The following is a 2,256-nucleotide window of genomic DNA, read 5'->3' as shown; positions in this document are numbered from 1 at the left end:
CGGTGCCGAGAGGGTACATTTCGTAGAGCGAGGTGGTGTGCTTTCCCTGGAGGTGTGCGTCGGAGATGCTGCCGACCTTGGGGTTGAGCGCAGGGTCGAGCGCCTTTATAAGGCCAGGTGTAAATTATCTATGGTTTAGAGTGCCCTTACAGTTGGTTTTGATTGCAGGGGCCTATGGATTATTTGTTAAAGAGGCTAATAGATGACAGTTATGAAAACAAAAGAATTTGCAGAACAATGGTTGCGATCATGGAATGACCACGATATTGAAGCAATATTATCACACTTTTCTGAAGATGTCGAAGTCGTTACACCGATGATCAGACTAGCAACTGGCAGAGATGAAAATGCGTTGCGGGGCAAAACGGCATTGAGGGATTATTGGGGCACAGCACTGAGCAAGTTTCCCGATCTGCATTTTGAGCTAGTATGTGTTACCGAAGGTGTCTACTCAGTTGCCCTCTACTACAAAACGGTTTTAGATAAAACGGCTATTGAAGTGATGTATTTTGATCAGGCAGGAAAGGTTAATAAAATGAATGCCTTTTATAGCATTTAATTATTGGTGAAGTAGGAACGCATATAAGTTAAAATAAAAGGATATGAACATAGGAAAAGGATTAGTATTGCTAGCTGTAATTATTTTTTTGTCGTTAGGCTTTGTTTCTGAAAAGCCAGATTATCCACGAATTGGTATTGTGACCAGTTTGAAACAGGATAGCATTGCCTATGCAGCTGGCTTCCGTTCGATCGGTGAGTCTGTTCGGAAAATGATTTCTCCTTCATTGTCTGACAGTGAATTGCGCACGAATCTTAAAGATATAAAATCAGCAAAGTGTAGGGTGCTGATGTGTAATTTGTTTTTTCCAGGCAGCATTAAGATTGCAGGCCCCGCAGTCAATGAAAGGCAAGTACTGGGTTACGTTGATTCTGTGCTTACTATGGCTCGTAAAGCGGGTATCAAATATATCGTTTTAGGTAGTTCTGGGTCAAGGAACATCCCGGAAAATTATGATTTGGACAAGGCAAAGGATGATTTTGTTGTACTATGCAAAAAAATGGGTCAGGTTGCAGCAAACCATAAAGTAACCATTTTGCTGGAAAATCTGCAAAAATCTGAAACTAATTTCCTGACTACTTTGAATGCAGCTGCCGATATTGTGAGGAGGGTGGATGAACCTTATTTTAGGCTCAACGCAGATATATTTCACATGCTGCGTGAAGGAGAATCCCCAGAAGAAATTATAGCTGCTGGCGATTTGATTGGTTTCTGCGAAATCGCGGAAAAGGATAAGCGCTCCTTGCCGGGTGTTGCAGGTGATGATTTCAGACCTTATTTGCGGGCGTTGAAACACATAGGCTATCATGGGTTTATTTTCATAGAAGGAAATACGAATGACCCTGTTAGGGATATCCCAATTTCGTTTAAGTACCTGACCAATCAGATTTCGGAAGTGTATGCTGAATCCTAGACAAAGGGGCTAGGAGATTCGGCATTTCCAGAAGGTTTTCGATGGGTAATTCCCGGGGAGCATTTTGTGAGGATCGATTTACAGGGAAATGGCCAGGAAAAGATAAGTCGCAATTGCCCCCTTTTTTGTCGCAATTACACATCTTGATGTAGAACCCATTACTGTACATTTGTATGAACTAATCAGAAATTCTTATGTCCACTCAAATCTTTGTGAACTTACCGGTTGATGATCTCAGTAGATCTGTAGAGTTTTTTACCAAACTCGGTTATACCTTCAACCCACAATTTACCGACGAAAAAGCAACTTGTATGATCGTTAGCGATACCATTTTCGTCATGCTGCTAACAAGACCTTTCTTTCAGACTTTTACTGAAAAAGAAATTGTAGATGCACACAAGGCAGTGGAGTGTTCTATTTGCTTATCGGTCGATAGTAAAGATGCCGTTAATGAAATGGTAAATAAAGCCGAAGCAGCGGGAGCAATAGTGCCTAATCCTGCCAGCGACTACGGCTTTATGTATCAGCACAGCTTCGCAGACCTCGATGGCCACCATTGGGAATTTGTATGGATGAATCCTACCGCTATGGAGAATTCATAGATATTACTCATAATTTATTGAGAAAATAATTCGATAAAGCTTTATAAGCTGGTAACGAATATGGATCATTTGCCACATATCCTTGTAGCTCCAATTCTTTAAATTAGTATATCCTGCTTTTTCAAATGCCTGTTGGCTACCGCCTGCACTGAACTCTTCTACCAGTTTTGTTGGCAGTATTT

At 41.2% G+C, this 2,256-nt stretch carries 3 protein-coding genes; all 3 read left to right on the top strand.

All coding sequences use genetic code 11. The annotated features are described in order from the left end of the window. The first annotated feature begins 211 nt into the window (after nt 1-211). Nucleotides 212-559: a nuclear transport factor 2 family protein gene (locus tag ACR2F3_RS03940; RefSeq protein WP_432708678.1), complete on the top strand. Its 348-nt coding sequence runs from the start codon at nt 212-214 to the stop codon at nt 557-559. Nucleotides 560-602: 43 nt separating this feature from the next. Continuing rightward, nucleotides 603-1,472: a sugar phosphate isomerase/epimerase family protein gene (locus ACR2F3_RS03935; protein WP_432708677.1), complete on the top strand. Its 870-nt coding sequence runs from the start codon at nt 603-605 to the stop codon at nt 1,470-1,472. Between the two features lie 194 nt (nt 1,473-1,666). Beyond that, on the top strand, nt 1,667-2,074 hold the full coding sequence (locus tag ACR2F3_RS03930) for a VOC family protein (RefSeq protein ID WP_432708676.1): 408 nt from the start codon (nt 1,667-1,669) through the stop codon (nt 2,072-2,074). Nucleotides 2,075-2,256: the final 182 nt, after the last annotated feature.

It is taken from the genome of Pedobacter sp., assembly GCF_045627485.1.
Classification (GTDB): Bacteria; Bacteroidota; Bacteroidia; order Sphingobacteriales; family Sphingobacteriaceae; genus Pedobacter.
This window is presented reverse-complemented; position numbering and strand designations above follow the sequence as displayed.

Coding starts and splice junctions, on each gene's coding strand:
- ACR2F3_RS03940 (WP_432708678.1), top strand. CDS start 212: ATGAAAACAAAAGAATTTGCAGAACAATGGTTGCGATCATGGAATGAC.
- ACR2F3_RS03935 (WP_432708677.1), top strand. CDS start 603: ATGAACATAGGAAAAGGATTAGTATTGCTAGCTGTAATTATTTTTTTG.
- ACR2F3_RS03930 (WP_432708676.1), top strand. CDS start 1,667: ATGTCCACTCAAATCTTTGTGAACTTACCGGTTGATGATCTCAGTAGA.